This is a genomic window from Kurthia sp. FSL E2-0154 (assembly GCF_038003625.1).
GTDB lineage: Bacteria > Bacillota > Bacilli > Bacillales_A > Planococcaceae > Kurthia > Kurthia gibsonii.
In genome coordinates this window covers 1,285,672-1,305,330 of the sequence record NZ_JBBOPO010000001.1, presented here as the reverse complement: position 1 = coordinate 1,305,330, position 19,659 = coordinate 1,285,672, and the positions used below count along the sequence as shown (strand labels likewise).

21 protein-coding genes are annotated in these 19,659 nt (G+C 35.4%); 17 read left to right on the top strand and 4 right to left on the bottom strand.

The annotated features are described in order from the left end of the window. The first annotated feature begins 105 nt into the window (after positions 1-105). The 4 genes from MHB75_RS06400 to MHB75_RS06385 are packed head-to-tail and all read left to right on the top strand — an operon-like array spanning position 106 to position 6,061. The gene (locus MHB75_RS06400) at positions 106-3,111 is read left to right on the top strand and encodes a hypothetical protein (protein WP_340996587.1); all 3,006 of its coding nucleotides are present in this window, start codon (positions 106-108) and stop codon (positions 3,109-3,111) included. A gap of 12 nt (positions 3,112-3,123) precedes the next feature. Then, entirely contained in the window at positions 3,124-3,837 is a 714-nt protein-coding gene (locus MHB75_RS06395) for a hypothetical protein (protein ID WP_340996586.1), read from the top strand. Positions 3,838-3,852: 15 nt separating this feature from the next. Continuing rightward, a complete protein-coding gene (locus MHB75_RS06390; RefSeq protein ID WP_340996585.1) occupies positions 3,853-4,572 on the top strand; it encodes a hypothetical protein in 720 nt (239 codons plus the stop codon). A gap of 1 nt (position 4,573) precedes the next feature. Further along, positions 4,574-6,061, top strand: a complete 1,488-nt coding sequence (locus tag MHB75_RS06385; protein ID WP_340996583.1) for a phytoene desaturase family protein — start codon at positions 4,574-4,576, stop codon at positions 6,059-6,061. Between the two features lie 48 nt (positions 6,062-6,109). Here MHB75_RS06385 and MHB75_RS06380 read toward each other — a convergent pair whose 3' ends face one another. Then, positions 6,110-7,381 carry an AAA family ATPase gene (locus MHB75_RS06380; RefSeq protein WP_141273339.1) on the bottom strand — a complete coding sequence of 424 codons (1,272 nt, stop codon included), beginning with the start codon at positions 7,379-7,381 and terminating at the stop codon, positions 6,110-6,112. Between the two features lie 101 nt (positions 7,382-7,482). Beyond that, positions 7,483-7,869 (bottom strand): rhodanese-like domain-containing protein, encoded by a 387-nt coding sequence (locus tag MHB75_RS06375; protein ID WP_340996582.1) that lies wholly within the window; start codon positions 7,867-7,869, stop codon positions 7,483-7,485. Positions 7,870-8,018: 149 nt separating this feature from the next. Between MHB75_RS06375 and MHB75_RS06370 the strand changes: the two genes are divergently transcribed. Further along, positions 8,019-8,852, top strand: coding sequence for a lipoate--protein ligase family protein (locus MHB75_RS06370; RefSeq protein WP_285215105.1), 834 nt, complete (start codon positions 8,019-8,021; stop codon positions 8,850-8,852). Between the two features lie 132 nt (positions 8,853-8,984). Beyond that, positions 8,985-9,326 (top strand): hypothetical protein, encoded by a 342-nt coding sequence (locus MHB75_RS06365; RefSeq protein ID WP_141273341.1) that lies wholly within the window; start codon positions 8,985-8,987, stop codon positions 9,324-9,326. An 88-nt stretch (positions 9,327-9,414) separates the two neighbouring features. On the opposite strand, the gene MHB75_RS06360 is transcribed toward MHB75_RS06365, so the two are convergent. Further along, complete coding sequence (locus MHB75_RS06360) at positions 9,415-9,549, bottom strand: hypothetical protein (protein WP_340996577.1); 135 nt, start codon at positions 9,547-9,549, stop codon at positions 9,415-9,417. Between the two features lie 76 nt (positions 9,550-9,625). Next, positions 9,626-10,525, bottom strand: a complete 900-nt coding sequence (locus MHB75_RS06355; RefSeq protein WP_141273434.1) for a DUF1385 domain-containing protein — start codon at positions 10,523-10,525, stop codon at positions 9,626-9,628. 216 nt (positions 10,526-10,741) lie between these two features. Between MHB75_RS06355 and aroQ the strand changes: the two genes are divergently transcribed. The 11 genes from aroQ to MHB75_RS06300 all read left to right on the top strand — a co-directional run bounded on the left by aroQ (position 10,742) and on the right by MHB75_RS06300 (position 19,631). After that, positions 10,742-11,185: a type II 3-dehydroquinate dehydratase gene (aroQ, locus tag MHB75_RS06350; protein WP_141273343.1), complete on the top strand. Its 444-nt coding sequence runs from the start codon at positions 10,742-10,744 to the stop codon at positions 11,183-11,185. After that, positions 11,186-12,247: a M24 family metallopeptidase gene (locus MHB75_RS06345; protein WP_141273345.1), complete on the top strand. Its 1,062-nt coding sequence runs from the start codon at positions 11,186-11,188 to the stop codon at positions 12,245-12,247. It abuts the gene before it with no gap. A gap of 24 nt (positions 12,248-12,271) precedes the next feature. After that, positions 12,272-12,829 (top strand): elongation factor P, encoded by a 558-nt coding sequence (gene efp, locus MHB75_RS06340; RefSeq protein ID WP_068452963.1) that lies wholly within the window; start codon positions 12,272-12,274, stop codon positions 12,827-12,829. A 336-nt stretch (positions 12,830-13,165) separates the two neighbouring features. After that, positions 13,166-13,669 carry an acetyl-CoA carboxylase biotin carboxyl carrier protein gene (accB, locus tag MHB75_RS06335; protein ID WP_141273347.1) on the top strand — a complete coding sequence of 168 codons (504 nt, stop codon included), beginning with the start codon at positions 13,166-13,168 and terminating at the stop codon, positions 13,667-13,669. Positions 13,670-13,681: 12 nt separating this feature from the next. Then, positions 13,682-15,034 (top strand): acetyl-CoA carboxylase biotin carboxylase subunit, encoded by a 1,353-nt coding sequence (accC, locus tag MHB75_RS06330; protein WP_141273349.1) that lies wholly within the window; start codon positions 13,682-13,684, stop codon positions 15,032-15,034. A gap of 21 nt (positions 15,035-15,055) precedes the next feature. Then, a complete protein-coding gene (locus MHB75_RS06325) occupies positions 15,056-15,463 on the top strand; it encodes an Asp23/Gls24 family envelope stress response protein (protein WP_340996574.1) in 408 nt (135 codons plus the stop codon). A 257-nt stretch (positions 15,464-15,720) separates the two neighbouring features. Next, positions 15,721-16,095, top strand: a complete 375-nt coding sequence (nusB, locus tag MHB75_RS06320) for a transcription antitermination factor NusB (protein ID WP_068452972.1) — start codon at positions 15,721-15,723, stop codon at positions 16,093-16,095. A gap of 82 nt (positions 16,096-16,177) precedes the next feature. Further along, positions 16,178-17,029: a bifunctional methylenetetrahydrofolate dehydrogenase/methenyltetrahydrofolate cyclohydrolase FolD gene (gene folD / locus MHB75_RS06315; protein WP_141273353.1), complete on the top strand. Its 852-nt coding sequence runs from the start codon at positions 16,178-16,180 to the stop codon at positions 17,027-17,029. 134 nt (positions 17,030-17,163) lie between these two features. Continuing rightward, positions 17,164-18,513 carry an exodeoxyribonuclease VII large subunit gene (gene xseA / locus MHB75_RS06310; protein WP_340996571.1) on the top strand — a complete coding sequence of 450 codons (1,350 nt, stop codon included), beginning with the start codon at positions 17,164-17,166 and terminating at the stop codon, positions 18,511-18,513. Then, positions 18,510-18,743, top strand: coding sequence for an exodeoxyribonuclease VII small subunit (locus tag MHB75_RS06305; protein WP_141273357.1), 234 nt, complete (start codon positions 18,510-18,512; stop codon positions 18,741-18,743). Before xseA ends, MHB75_RS06305 begins: the two co-directional genes overlap by 4 nt. 3 nt (positions 18,744-18,746) lie before the next feature. Next, positions 18,747-19,631 (top strand): polyprenyl synthetase family protein, encoded by an 885-nt coding sequence (locus MHB75_RS06300; RefSeq protein ID WP_141273359.1) that lies wholly within the window; start codon positions 18,747-18,749, stop codon positions 19,629-19,631. The last annotated feature ends 28 nt before the right edge of the window (positions 19,632-19,659 follow it).

Below are 19,659 nucleotides of genomic sequence, written 5' to 3'. Positions count from 1 at the left end.
TCTTTTATTTTGTATAAAAGTGTTCGACTTTTGATAATATTGTTAAATTTAGAACGGAGAGGGTATAGATTGAACAGAGAATTGAAATAAAGGAGCGATGTGCTGATGATGGAAAAAGTAAAAGCAGAATGGCAATTGGATCAAAACAATCCATCACAATTGCTAGAAGATGGACAAACAGTCGACATGTTATTGAAAGATTTTGAAGGAGAAGCAAAAGTTATACGCTACCCACAAGTAACACAAGATGCTCATTTTTTAGGTGTATTTATACAACATCACGCATCACAACATCCGATACAATTACTTGTAAAAGCGAGTGTAACAGTTTTTGAAATTATAGATGCAACAATCCAGTGTGAACTGCCTATAGATGATACCTATCTATTAATCGACCTTCATTTGAATGAATCAAAAAGTACGCTATCTTCAGAGTTTTGGACAGCTTTTTATACATTACCTTCTAGTGAAAGCGAGCAACGTATTTTAAAGAAGTTAGATAGTTGGTCAACATATATTGATTATTTAATGGAACAAGCTCATTATCCGTATAGTGTCGCTTCAATTGAAAAAGCACAAGAAGTTTTAACGATTACGCTATATGAAACACCTCTCACTTCGAAGCAACAAAAAGGTCAAGAAGTATGGAAGCGTATTGGAGCTCAATTCGAAAAAATTGCTCGATGTGCTGAGATGAATGTAGAAGAAAATCGTCTATTTTTACAAGATGCAACAGTTGTTTTTGGTGATTCAATTGATACAGTTTATTTATACAAAGAAAAAGAATATAATGAATTACTCATTCTACGAGGACGTTTGCGAGCTATATACGATGCACATCTACATTGTCCCCAAATTCACCATCCACTATTAAACCCATACCATACCCAAACCAACTTTTCAGGCCTTACGATGATGAAAGATGATCTAGAACAAGGTATTCAACATATAGTGAATCAACTTGTTGATAGTCATGAACAATTGACTTTATCGATTCATCAATATGATTTGGCACAAAAACTATCTGAAAAATATGTTCATTTACTACCGATTCATGCAGATGGTCGAGCAGACGAGGCAATTCAATATGTAAAAACACCATTGATTGAAAAAAATACAGTAGAAATCACGACATTATCGAATGCATTAAGTGAACGTGAAGAAAAAATACAGCAAAAAGCGTTGATTCACTATAATGAAAAGTTACAACAAAATATGCAATATGTAAGTAGCGTTGAACAAACACAGCAGTATTTAAAAGAAGAAGAAGAAAAAAATCTTCAAAAAATCACCCAAATGCAAGAAGCTATCACACAATATGAACAAGAACAAGAACGATTAGCTTTTAAAAATAATCAATTAATGCAAGAACGTTTTGAATTAGAAGATGCATGGCATGAGCAACAGCAGCGTGTAAAAGATTTACAACGCGAAAAAGAAGAGAAAATTCAGTATTATCAAGATTTAGAGCAAGAATGGTTAATTTTTAATCAAGAAATTCCTTCTTATACAGATAATATTGAAGCAGTGAAAAAAATCGAAAGTTCACAAATAATTATCCGAGATTGTGAACTTAAAATTGAATGTATTCAAACAGATCAGCATACTGGAAAAAAATATGTGGAAGACATGATAACAGAACATCAATTATTTTTGACAAAGCAACAAGTAGAGCATGTTCAAGCATTAATTCAAAAAATTAAAAAAACTGCTGAATTTTTAGATATCCCAATGGATTTACAATTTGCAAGTTCTTATGCAGAATTAACCCAAATTTATTTAGAAAAATTTAATGGTATTGAAGCAGTTGAAGAGCGTTTAAATGACCAGTTACCATATGTAGAAGATGAATTGAAAAAGGTTGGAATTTTATTCGTGATTCCAGATGAGCCGAACGCATATTATGATCGTCATTATGCAGAAGATCAATTAACACAATTACTGGGTTTACTCGATAATAAACCACTATCATTAGGGATTAACTACAAAGCAAAAAATCGTTGGAAAGAACAAGTTGTGGAAAGTGTCCGTAAATTAACATATGCTTTAGCAGGTATGGAACAAGAAAAAGAAAAACTAGAACAGAAATTAATGATACAACTAGATTATGCGGAACGTATTGAATTTCGTTTTGACCAAGATATGCGCATGCTACAAACAAAAATGGATGATTTTATTAATCGTTTAGAACAAGCAAAAAAAGAATATGAAGGCGTCATCGAAACAGCGAATCAAGATATTTCAGCCATGCGTAAAACCGTGAAGATAAGTAAACAAACAACTTCTGGTCGTAGTCAGCAATATGATACGTTAGAGGATTTAGAAAGTGCTCGGAAACAATATAAAACGGAATTATTATCGAAGTATGATGTACTTGAAGAACATGAGCGCATGGTAGAAGAAGCAGAAACGTATGGTTCATCTTTAGCATCTCAATACGAAGAAAAAACAGCAGTTGTGATTAAAAACAAAGAAGAAATGAACATACAGATGGATTTGTTACAGCATGATATTGTAAATTCAAAAGTGGTAATTGAACAATTCAATCAGGCAAATCACGTTATTCATATGCAACAAGAAGAATTACAACAACAATTGAAAATTTTCAAAGCACATCACCAAGTATTATTTAAAGAAGCGCAAAAAATCCAAGTAGATATTGAAAGAAAAGCAATGAATAAAACACGTCATCTAGAACAGCAACATGCAATACAAGTATGGCGAAATCAATTAACTTTAGAAGAATATGAAGGACGTTGGTATCAATTGATTACACAAAAAAGTCGTTTGCGTTTTACAGCAGAACTTCATTCGAAACAATCAAGCGATCTCTTCTTGTTTGAAGATGTTCAATATACTTGGTTGGATATGTTATTACTATGTCAACAACATAGGCATATAGCTTTTGTTACGACAGATTTAAGTGAGCGCTCTTTAGTAGATTTAGAGATGTTTGAACAAAATCTACGTTTACAAGGTTTTAGTTATATAGAAAGACAAGAGATTTATGAACATTTACAGATGAACCCTCTTAAAGATTATGTAGCGATTTATGAACAAGTAGAAAAACCTTATGTAATCGACTGTGAACAAGACCAATTATCTGTGTAAGGAGGTAACTAGATGAAATATACACTAGACATGATGTATGAATTATTAACTGAAAAACAAATGGCAGATTTATATAGTATTCAAAAAATTACACCATACGAACTTCCGATTAATGCATATCAAGTGACAATTCATTTTCAAGCGAAAAAAAAGTATTCGATTTTCGCCGAACAAATTCTTCGTTTTTTAGCGCTATCATCATTAAATGAAGATTTGTTACAAGATATGCTTGGTTTTCAAGAGGAGGATTTACGAGAAAATATTGCGTTGTTACTAGCAGACGGGGCAATCATTGTAAATCAAGAACAGTATGAATTAACAGATTTAGGTAAAGAGAGTGCAATTGATGGCTGTGCTTCTTTACAACACTATATCAAAACCTTTACTTGTTATTGGGAACCTGTGACAGATCAATGGATTGAAGAAGTCAATCAATTCTTACCTCGTGAGCACTTGATTCATCCAGCAGTAAGTAAACAACAAAGAATGGATTTCTCTCATTCGTTTTTGGAAAAAGGATGTATTCAATCATTTTATACAAAAGTAACAGGAGAATCATTAAGCAGTCAGTATGAAGCGATTCAAATTGAAGATGTTGTTTACGAAATGAATACAACGAATAAAGTATTATCTGTTCAAGAAGTCTGTTTATTAAGTCGTGATCAAGGGACTGAAACGTATTCTATTTGGAATCCACTAGCGAGTCAGTTTGTTCGTTTAACTTAAAAGGAGAGAAGTATAATGAGAAAGAATGTATTTATTATTTTTTATATTGTAAATTTAATCGTTCTACTGCTCATTATGCTTCCAATTCTTTCTAAAAGAGACTGGTGGATGTTATTATTAATGTTATTATGTGCAGCCATCATCGCAACACTTTACTTTAGTACATTATTTGGTGTTAAAAAAGGACTGTTATATGCTTTATTTGTATGGCTTTCAGTATATAGTATTATGTCTTACGGAAGCCTTCTTCCTTTCATCAAAAGTGGTGGTGCATATGAACAGTTATTATATATGGCAATTGCTAGTTTATGGCTTGTGAGTATTGCAATCATACAAGCTTTTACATATCAAATGCCTCTCGCTATGCGCATGGTTTTTAGCTTTTTTATCATTATTGTTATACATTTTTTTATCATTCCAATTTTCGCATTGTTTAATCGCTATTATATAGGTGATTTTTCATACTATCATTTTGAAATTCAATTAAGTGGGTACTTTATTATTATTGGGTTTTCAATTATTTATTATATCATCTTATTGTTTTTAGAAATGATTTGGCTTGTTAAGTATTCGATCACATTGCAGAATTATATGATTGGAGTTTTTGTTTCGATTATGAGTATACCAATCATCGTCGCTTTACGCGTAGGTCTTTGGGAAACCAGTGTTGTTGCTTTTTTTATCATGATGAGCATTATCGTCGTTTCAAAAACAAAAGTAGAGGAGGGCAGCTGATATGAAAAAAGTATCGATTATTGGGGCGGGGTTAAGTGGACTAACAGCGTCCATTCTACTTGCGAAAGAAGGTTTCGAGGTTACCATCTATGAAAAAAGTAAAAAAGTAGGTGGGAATTTTACAGCATTACAGTTTGAAGATCATCTTTTTGAGTTTGGCCCAACTTTTTTTACGATTCCAGAACTACTCGAAAGTATCTTTCTACTAGCAGGAAAAAATATAGAAGATTATCTTGATTTGGAAATTTTAACACATCATACACACGTCTATTTTGAAAATGGCGATAATTTTTGCCTTTCTACAAATGTAGAAGAAATGATTGAACAATTAAAAAAAATAGATTCTACAGGTGCTGAAAATTATCACGATTTTTTAGCAGAAATAAAACGACTATATTTTGAAGTGAATGAATTATCAATGAATTTACAAATTACAAATTGGTCAAAATTAGTAAAGATTCCTATTCGTAATTTGATTTTAAAATTACGTCCTTTTCAAAGTTTGGACCGCTTTTTACGTAAATATTTTGAGAATGAACAAATTATTCAATTACTTGCGAAATACGCAAATCGTGGTGAAATGTTAGTGAGGTCTACACCTGCATTTTTTGCTGCTTTTCTATACCCTATACTAACGGCAGATGTCTTTTATGTGAAAGGTGGAATAAGGGAGATACCTTGTGCATTAAAAAAGCTAGCTATCGAATTAGGAGTTAAAATTTATACTGAAAAAGAAATTACAAAAATACATTTGAAAAATAATCAAGTAGAAGGTATCCAAATTAACGAAAATCTGAGTATTGAATCAGACTATGTATTAATTAGTAGTGCGCAACTATTAAATAGTGATACGCTCTTATCTGATTTTACAGTTGTGAATGAAAAAGAAAAATTCATTATAACAGAAGAAAGTAATTTATCTCAATTTGTTTTACTACTTGGATTAGATCGCTATACGAACTTAAAAACACATACTGTTTTATTTTCAAGTGACGTGGAAAGAGAAGTAGAACAAATTTTAAATGGAGAATTTGCTGAAAATCCGACCATTTATATTTATAATCCTGCTTTTCAAGAGCCTGAGCGTTTTAAATCGGGTGATTGTTTAGTGCTGATGGTGTCAATTCCAACAACTGATTTATATTCGACTTCTTATCGGGCGAGTATTGCTTCTTACCGGCATTATTTAGTGAGCGAATTGAAAAAATACGGTTTTGATTTAGAAGAATCGATTGTAGAAGAAAAAGTCTGGACATCCAAAGATTTAAAAAATCGATTCAATTCAACGAAAGGTGGCATACATGGAGCTATTTCGAAAACGTTCGCGGCTGCCTACATTCGTCCAACTGTTAAAAGTGATGAAATCCAAGGGCTATATTTTACATTAGTTGATACGAGTCATCCGGCAGGCTCAACAGAAGCTTTGAAAAATGGCATTCATCTTGCTACGAGTATTATTGAGGAAGCACGTGAAAATCCATTAATTTAAAAAAACTGCTGAATGGCTTAATGCATCATTCAGCAGTTTTTGTATAGATTAAAATCCGATTGTATGTTCGTCTTCTTCCCATTCATTTCGTTCCGTATTTTTACGTTGTTTTTGAAGGTCTGTAATGACTTCTTCGTAGTTTAACTCTTGATCATAGTGCCAGTTAAGTGCTACAGAAATATAGAATTCATTCAATTGAGACATCGATAATTTTTTCGATAATTTTGCAGCATGTTGAAGTTGCTCCTCTGTGAAGATGTGCTGTTGATCAAGATTTTGTAAATAATGCAGGCGCATTTCTTTGTTTGGATTTTTAATTTCGTAAGCTCGGTCAAAACGTCCAGCACGATTAATTAGAGCAGGATCAATGCGTTCAGGATAATTTGTTGTCCCAATGACGAATACACCATGACGCGACTGTGCACCGTCTAAAGCGTTTAAAAAGACAGAGCGTGCGTATTCAGGCATTGATTCAATATCTTCAATGACAAGAATTGCAGGAGACAGTGAGCTAACTAAACGGAATACTTCTTGAATCGATTCACTGTCTGTATGCTCCGTAATCTGCCAATAAACAACAGGTGCATCGACAGAACCAGTAATTGACTTTACAAGTGTTGTTTTTCCATTACCTGGTGAACCATATAATAAAATACCACGCTTATATGGAATGTTGTAGTGCTTATAAAACTGTCCATCATCTTTAAAGAATTCATCAATTGAACGGAAAATATTACGCTTTAATTGCTCATCTAAAAATACATCTTCGCGTGAAATATCGCCATATTCGCCTAAATTACTACGGCGTAAACCATCGTCTGTATCGACTAAATATGATACTTGAGACATAAGCACATTACGCAATTGTTTATTCACACCATCAATGAATTTCTTCATATGTTCAGAAGACGGAGCGAAGTAACAGATTTCTTCTTCTCGCCATGAGTCCTCACAAAATAGTGTTGCTGGCGCAATAGCTACTTCATAATCAGGGTAATAAATGAGTTTATTATCAAGTGTGATAAATTCATGCAGTGCATCATCTTGTTGCAACCACGATAATGGTTCTAAATTATAGGTTGGTTCTGCTTCATATAAATAGGTAAGAACTTCGAATTTTAATAAGTCTTTGTGCATTAATTCGATAATGTGTTGATCGAACTGAGAATTATTTAAAACTAATTTTAATGGTCGCCATGTTGTTTCAATGCGCTCATTTAAAATATGTGTAATACGTTTAAAGAACGAAGCATATTCTGCATAGTTCGGTAACTCTTTTGAAACATCTTCAGTAAATGGATATAAATAAGAATAAATCACAAACTCCTCCTAATAAAAGAAATACATCAATATTTTAACATAAAAGTTAAAAGTAAATCAAAAAAGAGACTTTGACAATTTTGCCAAAATCTCTTTATACATTATTTACGTGAATATTTTACTTTACCAGACCATTTTTTGAAGCCGCCTTCAAGTTGATAAAGGTTTTTGTATCCTTTACCTTTTAAGAAAAGTGCTGCACGTGCACTACGACCTGCATTGTCACAGTACAAGTAAATTGGAATGTCTTGACGCAATTCTTTGTAGCGTGTACGAAGTTGTGTAGATGGTAGGTTACGCGCACCTAAAATATGACCATCTTCAAATTCTTTTTTCTCACGCACATCGATTAGTTGCGCTTTGCGGTATCCCGCCTTGAAATCTTCTTCAGATAGTGTTGTTACAGCTCTTTTTGAACGGAAACCATTAATCAAAATGAACGCGACAAGCACGACTAAAATAATGATAATACTGTATAACCAGCCCACGAGTAAATTCCCCTTTCTTTCTACAATACTATTATAAGAGAATGAATCAAATTCGTCTATGCTGTTCCGTGGTAAAAGAGGAATTGTATAGTAATTACCTTAATTGTTTGATAAAATGAGTAGGCTAAGATTGGAAGGGAGAGATATAAGTGACAAAACAATGGTATTTCATCAATTCAGGACCATGTGATCCTGCGTATAATATGGCTTTAGACGAGGCGTTATTACATTGGCATGCTGAAGAAAAGCTACCGCCGATGATTCGTTTTTATGAATGGAACCCAGCGACATTATCTGTTGGATATTTCCAAAAAGCAAAGAGAGATATCGATTTCGAACAATTAGAGAAGTTGAATTTAGGATTTGTTCGTCGACCAACAGGGGGGCGTGCCGTTTTACATGAACATGAGCTTACATATAGTATCATCGTATCTGAAAACTATCCAAACATGCCAAAGACGGTAACGGAAGCATATCGTGTACTGAGTGAAGGCTTACTAAAGGGCTTCCAAAATCTCGGTTTAGATGCTTATTTCTCAATACCTGAAACCAATGAGCAAAAAGAGGCACTTGCAAAACCGAAAAGTGCTGTATGTTTTGATGCGCCGAGTTGGTATGAGTTAGTAGTAGAAGGAAAAAAAGTGGCAGGTAGCGCGCAAACACGTCAAGAAGGTGTTATTTTACAACATGGTGCCATTTTAATCGATTTAGATGCAGAAAAATTACTATCTGTTTTTAAATTTAAAAGTGATGAAGCGCGTGAACGTATGCGTCATAAATTACCTGAAAAAGCCGTAAGTATTAATAGTTTAGCCAATCGAACTGTAACAGTTCAAGAGTGTATCGAAGCATTCTATAATGGATTCCAAGAAGCGCTTGATATTGAATTAGTACCATACGAATTAACAGCCGAACAGCAACAATTTGTAGAACAATTAGCCGAAACAAAATACCGTTCAACTGAATGGAACGATAAATATTAATATAGAAGGAAAAAATCGTGCTGTATAGTGCGATTTTTTTCTATCAATCATACGCTTTTTTACAGCAATTATTCTTCTCATGAAATAGATTATGGTATGATAAAAAACGTAGAAATAAAGGAGTGAATAAAGTTGAATTTGAACAAGTTGGCAGCCTATTTCTTGCCTGCTTTTGCGATGTTTTCAATTAGTGCCTTAACGATGTTTGGTGCATTCGGTACAGATAAAGAAAACCTAGCGATTTTTAGTTTATCATTGATTATTGTGTATCCGATTACATTTATTATACAAGGTGTATCTTGTGCAATTCATCACTATTCAGTGATTCCGGCAATCGGGATTTCATTGATTGCATTCATTATTATTTTCTTCGTTGTCATTGGTGGAGATAATACGATTTATGGTGTGTATTACTTTGCTTTATTCGGTGCAGGGTATGGGATTACATATATGCTACGTCGCATGAAAAAATAGAGCTAACTAAAAAGGTCGTAACATTGCGTGTTTGATACACGTACGTTACGACCTTTTTTTGTTGATTCGTCTAAGGTGTTTAATTGATTTAGCGTGATTGCTTTTGTTCTTCAAGTAATCTCTTATAGACTTTATATGTTTGGAGTGCGGTCACTAACATGAATAGAAGTAGAATAGGTACTAGCACGTATAAAATGATTTTTCCACTTACGACATCCATCATATAAAGCACAAGAGCAATAACACAGAAAAAGAGCATATTAAAGCCGAGTTTCCTCATAATAAACACCTCATTTTAATTAATTCGAATCTTGATTCATTGTTTGGATAATTTCAGGATTTTGTTCTACTTCTTTTAATTTTTTAAATGAAGCAATTGCCACTTCTACTTGATCATCTTGTGGTTCTTTTGTTGTTAAAAGTTGTAACCATAAACCTGGATATCCTAAAAAGCGTAGTATAGGAATATCACGGCAAGCATTTGTCGCTTGTAATACTTCAAAAGAGATACCAAGTACGACAGGTATTAATAAAATGCGGTCTACTAATCGTAACCAAAGTGGATCCGTTGGTACAAAGAAATAAAGAACCATCGCGACAAATACGGTAAACAGCATAAAACTTGAGCCGCAGCGATAATGTAAGCGAGATTGCTTTTGTACATTTTCAACGGTTAGTTCTAGGCCATTTTCATAACAATTAATGACTTTATGTTCAGAGCCATGGTATTGAAAAACCCGCTTAATAATCGGTGTTAGTGATACGAGATAAATATAGGATACGAGTAGAATAAGTTTAAAGCCACTCTCTACTAGAATTTGTGCCGTGTCACTAGGGAAAATACTTTTTAAACTATTTGCTAGAAAAATTGGAATGAGTGTGAAAATAAACTTTCCGAATAAGAAAGAAAGAATTCCGATCGCTGCTACACCGAGCCAAAGCTGTAACTTCGACATGTTCTTTTCTTTTTCTTCTTTTGACAATTCTTCCCCAGGTGTTACATCATATCGATCACTCGCAAACTGTAGGTGTTTCGACCCGTTTGCAGCTGATTCAATCAGTGCAACAATGCCTCTAATAAAAGGAATTTTCTTCATTTTTTGATACGTTGGATTTTTTACGCGCTTAGCGTAATAGTAATCAATCGACCCATCGTTTCGACGAATTGCAGAAACCGTATGTTGTCCACCACCCATCATGACACCTTCAACGAGCGCTTGACCACCATATACAGTTGTATTTTTTTCTTGATTCAATTTCACACCGCTCTCTATGTATAAGATTAAAACTTCTTCAATTGTACTAAAAAATGATGATAAACTCTAGAAAAATCCTTTACACCGTTGAAAAACCTACGCCTTACGAAATATATGATAGAATGAATACAAACAATTAGGAAAAAGGGGAGATTTTTCATGCATTACTTATGTTTAAATGGTCCAAATCTAAATCGTCTTGGTAAACGTGAACCAGCAATTTACGGATATGAGACACTTGCGGATCTTGAGTTACGTTTATCAGAAGTAGCAGCTGCTGAAGGAGCGACAATTGAATTAAAGCAATCGAATCATGAGGGTGAGTTAATCGATTGGATTTATGAAGCAGAGGACGGCAAAGTAGACGGTATTATTTTTAATCCAGGTGCTTATACACATACAAGTGTTGCGCTTCGTGATGCCATTGCAAGTGTAGAAGTACCTGTGATTGAAGTGCATATTTCAAATATTCATCAGAGAGAAGCTTTCCGTCATCACTCCTATTTAGCGCCTGTTTGTGTAGGGCAAATTAGTGGTTTAGGCTTATATGGATATGAAGCGGCACTACGCACGTTCTTATCGAAACAAAAGGGGCAAAAATAAATGAATCGTTTAGAAAAGTTACGTGCATTAATCGCTTCACAAAAAGTAGATGGTTTTTTAATTACGAATCCATACAATGTACGCTATATGACAGGTTTTACAGGTTCAACAGGTATTGCGCTCGTAACAAAGAGCGAGGCATTGTTTATTACTGATTTTCGGTACATTGAGCAAGCTGAAAGAGAAGTTACCGATTTTCGTGCCGTCCAACATAAAGCAACTTTAGTAGAAGAAATTGCATCATATGTACGTAATTTAAACATTCAAACACTTGGTTTTGAAAAAGAACATATTACGTATGCACAGTTCTTATTATATGAGAAATTTATTACGAAGAATTTAGTTGGTCTTGCAGATGTGATTGAAAAAATCCGCTTGATTAAGACGCCTGAAGAAATTAGAATAATAAAAGTCGCTTGTGACATTGTAGATGCAGCATTTGAGCATATTCTACCGCAAATTCGTCCGGGTGTAACTGAGCTTGAAATCGCGAATGAGTTGGAGTTCTTTATGCGTAAATCAGGAGCGACCTCTTCTTCATTCGATACGATTGTTGCATCAGGTGTTCGCTCGGCATTGCCACATGGCGTAGCAACTGATAAAATAATTGAGAAGGGCGAGTTTGTCACTTTAGACTATGGTGCGTTATATAATGGGTATGTGTCGGATACAACACGTACAGTAGCAGTCGGCCAGCCATCGCAACAATTAAAAGAGGTTTACGAAATTGTTTTAGAAGCCCAGTTGGTGGGTGTCAAAACCTTTAAGCCGGGAATGACGGGTGTGGAAGCAGATGCGGTTGTACGCGATGTGATTCGTTCGCATGGCTATGGAGAAGCATTTGGTCACTCTGCAGGTCATGGAATAGGTTTAGAGGTACATGAAGGACCAGGCTTATCTCATCGCTCCAATCATCGATTAGAGGCTGGGATGACTGTAACTTGTGAACCAGGAATCTATTTACCAGGTATTGGTGGCGTACGCATTGAAGATGATGTGCTGATTACAGCAGATGGGAATGACGTATTGACGCATGCGCCTAAAGAGTTAATTATTTTATAAATTAGTATTTGGAGGAAAAGAAACATGATTTCAGTAAACGATTTTAAAACAGGATTAACAATCCAGGTAGACGGTAACCTTTACCGCGTAATCGAGTTCCAACACGTAAAACCAGGTAAAGGTGCTGCATTCGTGCGTTCAAAATTACGTAACTTACGTAATGGTAACGTAACTGAAAAAACATTCCGTGCAGGAGAAAAGGTAGAAAAAGCACAAATCGATAACCGTAAAATGCAATATTTATATGCATCTGGTGATCAACACGCATTCATGGATATGGAAACATATGAACAAATCGAACTACCAGAATCTCAATTAGAGTATGAATTAAAGTATATCCTTGAAAACATGGAAGTACAAATTGTATCATTCGAAGGTGAAGTACTAGGTGTATCTTTACCGAACACTGTGGTGCTTGAAGTAACTGCTACTGAACCAGGAATTAAAGGTGATACAGCAACAGGTGGTTCAAAACCAGCAACAATGCAAACAGGTCTTGTTGTAAACGTACCATTCTTCGTAAACGAAGGTGATAAATTAATTATCAACACAGAAGATGGTTCATACGTTTCACGTGCATAATCATAAGGATTAACCTCTCTTTTCGAGAGAGGTTTTTCTTTTAAAATAATTTAGTACCTACTAATAATATAAGTCGTAATTACTAAGTACTTTAACTGTGCTAGTACAGAAGGTGTTCACTCTAAATGTCTAAATAGTGTAATCGTTTACAATATTTTATTTATGGTTAACACTTCAAGGTTTTACTTAATTCGTAAAAAAAGATTGTATTTCAAACGGAATTTATCTACTATAAATATAGAAATTGCTATTTTTCAATAAAACGTTTCAAAAGTTTGAAAAAAGCGATAAAATAATATGTGTATTATAATACACACAAGTAAGGGGAGTTAAAGTATGTTAAAAATTCAAGAAATTCGTGAGATTATTAAATTAGTGGATTCATCTTCAGTGGATGAATTTGTATTCGAGCAAGATGACACAAAATTAAAACTTAAAAAGCACAACGGTCAAACAGTTGTAGCGCAAGCTCCTGTAGCAGTTCAAGCTGCACCAGTAGTAGAAGCACCGAAAGCAGCAACTCCTGCACCAGTAGTAGAGGCTCCAAAAGCTCCAGAAGCACCAAAAGCTGAGAAAAAAGAAGTTGTGGCAGATGCAAATCTACATAAAATCACTTCTCCAATGGTTGGTACATTCTACTCTTCTCCAAACCCAGAATCACCTGCATTCGTAAAAGTAGGCGATCAAGTGAGCGAAGAGTCAATCGTTTGTATCGTTGAAGCAATGAAGTTATTCAACGAAATCGAAGCAGAAGTAACTGGTGAAATCGTTGAGATTCTTGTTGAGAATGGTGAATTAGTGGAATACGGCCAACCTCTATTCCTAGTTAAAGAAGCGTAAGGGGGGCTACTAATGAAAAAAGTACTAATTGCAAACCGTGGTGAGATTGCAGTACGTATCATTCGTGCTTGTAAAGAATTAGATATTCAATCTGTTGCTGTTTACTCAGAAGCAGATGCTGAAGCATTACATGTTCAATTAGCGGACGAAGCATATTGTATCGGACCGAAGTTTTCTGCAGATAGTTACTTAAAAATTGACCGTATTTTAGCGGTAGCAGAAAAAACAGGTTGTGATGGAATTCACCCTGGATATGGTTTCTTAGCTGAAAATGCTGCCTTCGCAGAAGCTTGTGAAGATGCAGGTATTACATTTATTGGACCAACTTCAGATGCAATTAAAGTAATGGGTATTAAAGACGTAGCGCGTGATACAATGGAAGCAGCAGGGGTGCCACTTGTTCCAGGTACAGGAATTGTTCCTGATATCGAAACAGGTAAAGAGTGGGCTGCAGAAATTGGATATCCAGTTATTATTAAAGCTACTGCCGGTGGTGGCGGTAAAGGTATTCGTGTCGCACGTACGGAAGAAGATCTTGTAAAAGGTATCGAAATTACACAAAATGAAGCAGCAGCTGCATTTGGTAATCCAGGTGTATACCTTGAGAAATTCATTGAATATTTCCGTCACTGTGAAATTCAAGTATTAGCTGATAACTACGGTAACGTAATCCATTTAGGTGAACGTGATTGTACAGTGCAACGCCGTATGCAAAAACTAGTTGAAGAAGCGCCATCTCCAGCACTTTCGGAAGAACGTCGTGCGGAAATGGGTGCAGCGGCAGTTAAAGCAGCGCAAGCGTGTTCATATCGCGGTGCGGGTACTTGTGAATTTATTTATGACTACCGTGAAGATAAATTCTACTTCATGGAGATGAATACCCGTATCCAAGTAGAACACCCTGTAACAGAAGCGATTACAGGAATCGACCTAGTTGCGCAACAGTTAAAAGTTGCATCTGGTGAAGAATTAGCTTATAAACAAGAAGACGTGAAATTAAATGGATGGGCAATTGAATGTCGTATTAACGCAGAGAACCCTTACAAAAACTTCATGCCTTCAGCAGGTAAAGTAGACACGTATGTAGCACCAGGTGGTATCGGTGTTCGTATTGATTCTGCTATGTACCCAGGCTATTCAATTCCACCATATTACGATTCGATGGTTGCAAAATTGATTGTTCATGCAGATACGCGTGAAGAAGCAATTGCAAAAATGAAGCGTGCATTAGGTGAGTTTGTTGTTGAGGGTCCTGGTATCCATACGACAATTCCTTTCCATGAAAAATTAATGAGTAACGAAGTTTTCAAATCAGGTAAATTCAATACGAAATTCCTAGAAGAAAACGACGTTATTAATTCTTAAGAAATGAGAGGGGCAAATTCAATGACAGAACAAAACATTCAATCTTTACAACAACCGACACCGCAAGGAAAAGAGGCGCTTGGAAAGGTTGAAGTAGCACCTGAAGTAATTGAAGTGATTGCAGGAATTGCGACAAATGAAGTAGAAGGTATTTCGGGAACGAGAGGCTCTTTTGCATCAGGCGTTGTAGAAAAATTCGGCAAGAAAGTTCATGGCAAAGGGATCAAAACAGAATGGACAGAAGACGGTCTAATCGTTGGTGTATATTGTTTTGTGCAATATGGTGCGTCCGTTGCGCGTGTTGCCAGAGAAGTACAGCGTCAAATTCGTGAATCGATTGAAAATATGACAGAACTTCAAATAAAAGAAGTGAATGTTCATATTACGGGTATTCAGTTTGATCAAGCTGCAAATTCAAAAGTTGAATAAAGCCCTATAAATAAGTGTTTTGAGGATTTTCCTCAAAACGCTTTATTTTTTAGTTTGACATAAAAACGAACGTTTTATATAATGTTTATTATAAACGTTCGCTTATATTTTTGTTCGCACGAAAAAGACAGATTTTTTAAAACTTGTCGTAAAGCGTATGATGACAAGGGAAAGTGTGATAAAATAAACTTCATATGAAAATAATTGTTATAGCTAACAAGTGAAATAAGACAGCTATTTAAAAGGAGTTATTAAGAATGAAGCGACGTGAAGCGCGTGAAAAAGCGTTACAAACACTTTTTCAACTAGAGAATACTGAATTAACTGTAGAGGATGCAATCGAGCATACACTTGCAGAAGAAAAATCATCGGCATTCTTTGAAGAATTAGTATACGGTACACAGAATCACTTAGAAGAAATTGATGCATCATTAGAAAGTAAATTAGAAAATTGGTCATTAAGCCGCTTAGCGAAAATTGAAAGAACAATTTTACGTTTAGCAGCTTTTGAATTAATGTATATGCCAGAAACACCAAACAACGTTGTTATCAATGAAGCAGTTGAGATTTCTAAAGTCTTTGGTGACGAGAAGTCAGGTAAATTCGTAAACGGCGTATTATCAAAATACTAGATCGTTAATAGGACAGACGGAAGGGTTTTGCTCTTCCTAACACCCTGTTGACGCATCAAAGCTGAATTCGGGAGTGTAGAAAATGTCAAGTCAACTAATTAACGGAAAAGAAATCAGTAACACAATTCGTACAGGTATTCAAAAAGAAGTACAAGATTTAATTGCAAAAGGAATTACACCAGGATTAGCAGTGATTCTAGTAGGTGAGGATCCTGCGTCACATACATATGTAGCAAACAAAGAAAAAGCTTGTAAAGACTTAGGAATTTATTCGAAGCTTATTAAATTACCAGAAGATACAACAGAAGAAGATTTACTAGCGCAAATCAAACAATTAAATGAAGCATCTGAAATTGATGGTATTCTAGTCCAGCTGCCATTACCAAAACAAATCAATGAACAAAAAGTAATCGAAACCATTTCTCCATTAAAAGATGTAGATGGTTTCCATCCAAATAGTGTTGGGAAAATGCTTCTAGGACAAGAAACTTTTTTACCATGTACACCACATGGTATTATGAAGTTACTCGAATATTCAAATATTGAAGTTGCTGGTAAACATGCAGTAGTTATTGGGCGTAGTCATATTGTTGGTGTACCAATGGGGCAACTACTATTACAACATGATGCAACAGTGACATATTGTCACTCGAAAACAAAAAATCTTCAAGAAATGACAAAGCAAGCAGATATTTTAGTTGTAGCAATCGGACGTGCGAAAATGATTACAGCCGATTACATTAAAGAAGGTGTAGTGGTTATTGATGTCGGTATGAATCGCGATGAAAATAATCACCTATGCGGAGATGTTGATTTTGATTCAGTTGTTGAAAAAACATCTGCAATTACTCCTGTTCCAGGCGGCGTTGGTCCAATGACAATCACAATGTTAATGTATAACACAGTTCAATCAGCAAAAACAAAGCTAGCATAAGACAAATGAAGCTGATTAAGGTAAAATAGAATAGACAGAAAGCTGTTTTTCTGCGGAAAAGCAGTTTTTTTTATGGGCGAATCATAACGTCAAAAAATGTGTAGAGGAAACACATCCTTAGAGGAGATGAATTAATGGTCATTCATTATTTATCTGTGCAAGCATTGACCAAATATATTAAGCGGAAATTTGAAGCGGATCCTCATTTGCGTGAAGTATATGTAAAAGGTGAACTGTCCAATGTGAAACTACATAGTTCAGGGCATATTTATTTCACGTTAAAAGATGCACACGCACAAATTCAAAGTGTCATGTATAAGATGCAGGCGAAACAACTTGCTTTCAAACCTGAAAATGGTATGAATGTGCTGATTCGTGGAGATGTGAATGTCTATGAAGTGGCAGGACGCTATCAAATGTACGCGAAAGAGATGCAACCAGACGGTGTTGGGAGTCTACATGTAGCATATGAACAATTGAAAAAAGAGTTGGCAGCACGTGGTTATTTTAAATCAGAATTTAAACAGCCGATTCCCAAATTCCCTAAAAGAATAGGGGTTATTACAGCAAAGACAGGTGCAGCAATTCGAGATATTTTGTCCACACTAAAAAGACACTATCCAATTGCTGAGGTAGTAGTTATTCCAACTGCTGTTCAAGGAAAAGTAGCTGCGAATGATATTGCACAAGCTATCGCTTTAGCGAATCAGCAAGGGAATATCGACACACTTATTATTGGACGAGGTGGCGGTTCGATTGAAGATTTGTGGGCATTTAATGAGGAAGTGGTCGCGCAAGCTATTTTTGAAAGTCGTATTCCTATTATTAGTGCGGTTGGGCATGAAACAGATACAACGATTGCGGATTATGTAGCGGATTTACGTGCACCGACACCAACAGGCGCAGCGAAGATGGCTGTCCCAGACCGTTTCGAATTACTACAGCATGTTGAATCACTCCGTACACGTCTTATTCAACAGACACAAGCACAATTAAAGCATGAACGTGCTCGTTTGACACGTGTGCAGTCCGCATACCCTATGCTATATCCTGAGCGCTTATATCGTCCTTTTGTTGAACAATTGGCACAATTAGATGATCGTATGCAACGTGCAACTGTACAAGCAATGGAGCAGCAACGTTATAAGTGGCAACATCTTGAACAAAAACTTCAAATTTATAATCCTTTAAAAGAGATTGTATATGAAAAGAAGCGTATTGAATCGATGCAACAAATATTAACGAGAGCAATCGCTCAAAAATTACAGCAAGAACGACAACGTTTTACGGCAGCTGTTCATACACTTGAAATGTTAAACCCTTTATCCATTATGACACGCGGATATGCAATTGTTTATGACAATCAAAAAGTTGTAAAATCGGTAGATTCAATAGAGGAAGGACAAAAAATAGACCTTCAATTTACAGACGGTCGTGTTCAAACGATTGTGCAGTCCATTCAAAAAGAGGAGGAGTCCACATGACAAAAAAACAACCATCATTCGCTGAATCGATTGAACAATTAGAAGAAATTGTTCGCTCACTTGAAAAAGGTGATGTTCCATTAGAAGATGCCATCTCTTTATACCAAGAAGGGATGAAATTGTCACAAAGCTGTCATACACAACTTGAAAAAGCAGAACAGCAATTGGTAAAAATGATGGATCAAAACGGAAATGAAACGGAGTTAAATTTACAGAAAGAGGCGGAATAAACAATGACAAGTACACTAAAAACATTTATGGAAGAACAATTACCAATCATTGAATCGCATATGTACGAATTTGTAGAAGATTTAACAGCACCCACTTCATTAAAAGAAGCAATGTTATATTCTTTAAAAGCTGGTGGAAAACGTGTAAGACCACTTTTTGTGATTGCAGTACTGGATTATCTAAATAAACCAACAAAAGCGGGGTATACAGTAGGGGCAGCGGTAGAAATGATTCATACATATTCGCTAATCCATGACGATTTACCAAGTATGGATAATGATGATTTCAGACGTGGTAAACCGACGAATCATAAAGTATTTGGTGAAGCAGCAGCGATTTTAGCAGGTGATGCACTGAATACACTACCATTTGGCATTTTAGCGCGCTTAAAAAATGTGTCAGCTGAACAAAAAGTAGAATTAATTCGTCTTCTAAGTGAAACGGCTGGAGCAGAGGGAATGGTTGGCGGACAAGTACTTGATATTGAAGGAGAAAAGCGTCAACTTACTTTAGATGAATTAGTACGTGTTCATGAAAATAAAACAGGTGCCATTTTACGTTTTAGTATTGAAGCAGGTGCGATTTTAGCAGATGCAACACAAGAACAACGCAACTTATTTGTCGAATATGCTTACCATATTGGACTCGCATTTCAAATTAAAGATGATATTTTAGATATCGAGGGCACAACAGAAGAATTAGGAAAAACAGCTGGGAAAGATGTAGCGAGTGAAAAAAGTACGTATCCAGCACTCTTAACATTAGACGGAGCTAAAGAAAAATTAGCAGAACATGCAGCAAAAGCACATGCATGTTTAGAGAAAATACCATCGAATAGTAAATATTTAGCAGATTTAACAGACTATATTATAAATCGTAACAAGTAATTAGTTTAAATACTTTCTGTTCGACTTA